The organism is Rhodoferax sp. (assembly GCF_039922535.1).
Lineage (GTDB): Bacteria > Pseudomonadota > Gammaproteobacteria > Burkholderiales > Burkholderiaceae_C > Rhodoferax_B.
In genome coordinates this window covers 1-3,380 of sequence record NZ_JBDTEM010000482.1, presented here as the reverse complement: position 1 = coordinate 3,380, position 3,380 = coordinate 1, and the positions used below count along the sequence as shown (strand labels likewise).

3 protein-coding genes are annotated in these 3,380 nt (G+C 61.0%); 1 reads left to right on the top strand and 2 read right to left on the bottom strand.

The genetic code is table 11. The features are described from left to right. Together glgA and glgC are read right to left on the bottom strand one after the other, a co-directional pair. Window positions 1–1,153, bottom strand: a 1,153-nt coding sequence (gene glgA / locus ABI213_RS22655; protein WP_348028772.1) for a glycogen synthase GlgA, incomplete at its 3' end; no start/stop codon positions are given. Further along, window positions 1,150–2,418: a glucose-1-phosphate adenylyltransferase gene (glgC, locus tag ABI213_RS22650; RefSeq protein ID WP_348008956.1), complete on the bottom strand. Its 1,269-nt coding sequence runs from the start codon at window positions 2,416–2,418 to the stop codon at window positions 1,150–1,152. The genes glgC and glgA, both read right to left, overlap by 4 nt. 279 nt (window positions 2,419–2,697) lie before the next feature. On the opposite strand from glgC, the gene ABI213_RS22645 reads away from it, so the two are divergent. Beyond that, window positions 2,698–3,380 (top strand): glycogen/starch/alpha-glucan phosphorylase (locus ABI213_RS22645; protein ID WP_348028770.1); only part of this gene is annotated, 683 nt, incomplete at its 3' end.

Sequence of the window (3,380 nt, the reverse complement as noted above, 5' to 3'; positions counted from 1 at the left end):
GGCCGCAGGGTTCAAACCGGGACGGTACCAACATGGCATCGGCTCCGGCAATCATTTGGTGGGCGAAGGGCTCGTCGTAACCCAGGCGCACGGCCACCTGCCCTGGGTGCGCAGCGGCAGCCTCGGTAAAGGCTTTCTCCAGCACTGCATCGCCACTGCCCTGCACGGCCAGCTGCGCTCCGGCAGCCAGCATTTCAGGAATCGCGGCCAGCACCAGGTCCAAGCCCTTTTGCTGGGTCAAGCGGCTCACCAGGGTGAATAAGGGACGCTTGGCATCGACCTGCAGACCCAGCTGTTTTTGTAAGGCTGCTTTGCATGTGGCCTTGCCCTCCATTTGGGTAGCCGAATAAGTGGTGGTGATGTCCTTGTCGCTTGCCGGGCTCCATACCGCGTCGTCTACCCCGTTCAGGATGCCGGACACGTCAGTACCGCGCGAGCGCACCACGCCGTCCAGGCCACAACCAAACTCATTGGTGGCAATCTCGGCCGCGTAGCTGGGGCTGACGGTGGTGATGCGCTGGGCCAAGGTCAGCCCGGCTTTCATGAATGAGAACTTGCCGTGGTATTCCAGCCGGGTTGCGTCCATGAAGCGCACCGGCAGGCCCAGCAGGTGGAAGTCCTTGGCATCAAACAAGCCCTGGTAGGCCAGGTTGTGTACGGTGTAGACGGTGGCCACCGTGGCCGACTGGTTGGCCGCCAGGTAGGCACAGGCCATGCCCGCGTGCCAGTCGTGGGCGTGCAGCACGTCCGGGGTCCATGCGGGGTCGAGGCCGCCCGCAGCCACATGCGCGGCCACCCAGCCCAGCAAGGCAAAGCGCTGGGCGTTGTCGGGCCATTCAACGCCGTCGGCTCCTAGGTACGGGTTGCCCGTGCGCTGGTAGTAGTACGGCGCATCGACCACATAGGCAGTCATGCCACTGGCGGTAATAGTGCCGCGCACCAGGCGTACCCGCGCGGCTCCAAACGCTGCACCGATCTCGCAGACCACGACCGGCTTTTTCAGGCCGGCCAAGATTGCGGGAAAGCCTGGCAGCAGCAGGCGCACATCGGCACCTGCCGCCACCAGGGCCTGGGGCAAGGCCCCCAGCACGTCGGCCAGACCCCCGGTTTTGACCAGAGGAAAAACCTCGGCTCCTACTTGGAGTACTTTCATCCTGCCAGCTTTTTGAGCATCGCCTGGGTGACCAGCGTGATGCCGTTTTCACTGCGGTGGAAGCGCTCGGCATCCAGCGTAGCGTCTTCACCGATCACCATGCCATCGGGAATCACGCAACCCCGATCGATCACGGCACGGTTGATCCGTGCGCCACGGCCAATCTGTACGTCGGGCAGGAGCACGGACCATTTGACATCCGAATACGAGTGCACCCGCACGCTGGAAAACAGCACCGAGCGGTGCACGCTGCCCGACACAATACAGCCGCCCGACACCATGGACTCGATTGCCATGCCGCGCCGATCGTCCGTGTTGTGGACAAATTTGGCCGGTGGCAGCTGGGCCTGGTAGGTCCAGATGGGCCAGTGGGTGTCGTACAGGTTGAGCTTGGGCTCGGTGGCGGTCAGGTCGATATTGGCATCCCAGTACGCATCGATGGTGCCGACATCGCGCCAGTACGGCTCGTCCTCGGCCGCATCGGGTACGCAGCTCATGGAGAACGGGTGGGCGGTGGCGAGGCCATTGCGTACGGCACGGGGGATGATGTCCTTGCCGAAGTCGTGGCTGGACGTGGGGTCCGCCATATCCCGCTCCAGCTCGGCATACAAGAAGGCCGCGTTGAAAATATAGATGCCCATACTGGCCAACGACATATCGGCATTGCCCGGCATGGACGGTGGATCGGCGGGTTTCTCCAAAAACTCGGTGATCAACCGGTCATCGTTGATCGCCATCACGCCAAAAGCCGATGCCTCGGCACGCGGGACAGCGATGCAGCCCACGGTGCATTCACGCCCCTGGGCCACATGGTCGGCCAGCATCAGCGCGTAATTCATCTTGTAGATGTGGTCGCCTGCCAACACCACGATGTAGTCGGCACCGTAACTTTCCAGAATGTCGTGGTTTTGGTAGACCGCATCGGCTGTGCCGCGGTACCAGTTTTCGTTGTCGTTGCGCTGCTGTGCAGGCAACAGATCTACGAACTCGTTCATCTCATTTTTCAAAAATGCCCAGCCGCGCTGCAAGTGGCGCAGCAAACTATGCGATTTGTACTGGGTAATGACACCGATGCGGCGGATACCGGAGTTCAAACAGTTGGACAGCGCAAAGTCAACAATGCGGAACTTGCCGCCAAAGTACACCGCCGGCTTGGCGCGGCGGTCCGTCAGGTTCATCAATCGGCTGCCGCGCCCGCCGGCGAGCACCAGTGCAATCGCCCGTTTGGGCAGGTCCAGTCCGAGCGCTAAGTTGTTTTGCTGCATTTTTTGTCTCCAGAGAAGGGATTAGGATTCGCGCAGCAACCCCTTCCCGCCTTCTGAGCGAACAGGGGACCGACGCCAGTCCTGGGCTAATTGTTGACCGGGTTTTTGGTTAACGCCAGCATCTTAATCCGAGGATTTAAAAAACAGTTACCGGCGAGTTACCTCATGCGAGAATTCTGGAAATACGCGGTGTACCCGCATTCAAAGCGCTTAGACTAGAAAAATAGCCATCCGTACATCGGATTCTGGCTTGTGCCAACCCACACAAAGGATCCCCCTGTGACCCAGCGTATTGCCCCAACAGCCACCTCCATACAAGCCGGTATTGAACAGCATTTGCTCGATACTGTCGGGGTTAGTCCCGCAGAAGCCACTCCGAACGATTTGATGCTGGCCGTGTCGCAAGTTGCGCGCCAACAATTGTCCCAGCGCTGGGTGCAAACCCAGGCCCGCGACCACGCAGCCAAGGCCCGCCGTGTGGTGTATTTGTCGATGGAATTTTTGATGGGCCGCACCCTATCCAATGCGTTGGGCGCGCTAGACATTCGCGGTGAAGCCGCCACCGGCCTGCAAAAGTTTGCCCAAACCTTGGAGACCGTAGCCGACCGCGAGCCCGATGCCGCGCTGGGCAACGGCGGCCTGGGCCGCCTGGCGGCCTGCTTTTTGGATTCGATGGCCACCGTCGGCCTGCCCTCCTTTGGTTACGGCATCCGCTACGAGTACGGCATGTTTGCGCAAGACATCCAAAACGGTGCGCAGATGGAATACCCCGATCCCTGGCTGGAAAACGGCACGCCCTGGGAATTCCCCCGTGCCGACATAAGCTACCCGGTGCGATTTGGCGGCTGGGTCGAGCAGGTCAACGGCGCGCCGGTGTGGCGCAATGCGGGTGAAGTTGCGGCCAAAGCCTACGACATGGTGGTGCCCGGCCATGGCACTGAAAAAGTCAGCACCCTGCGCCT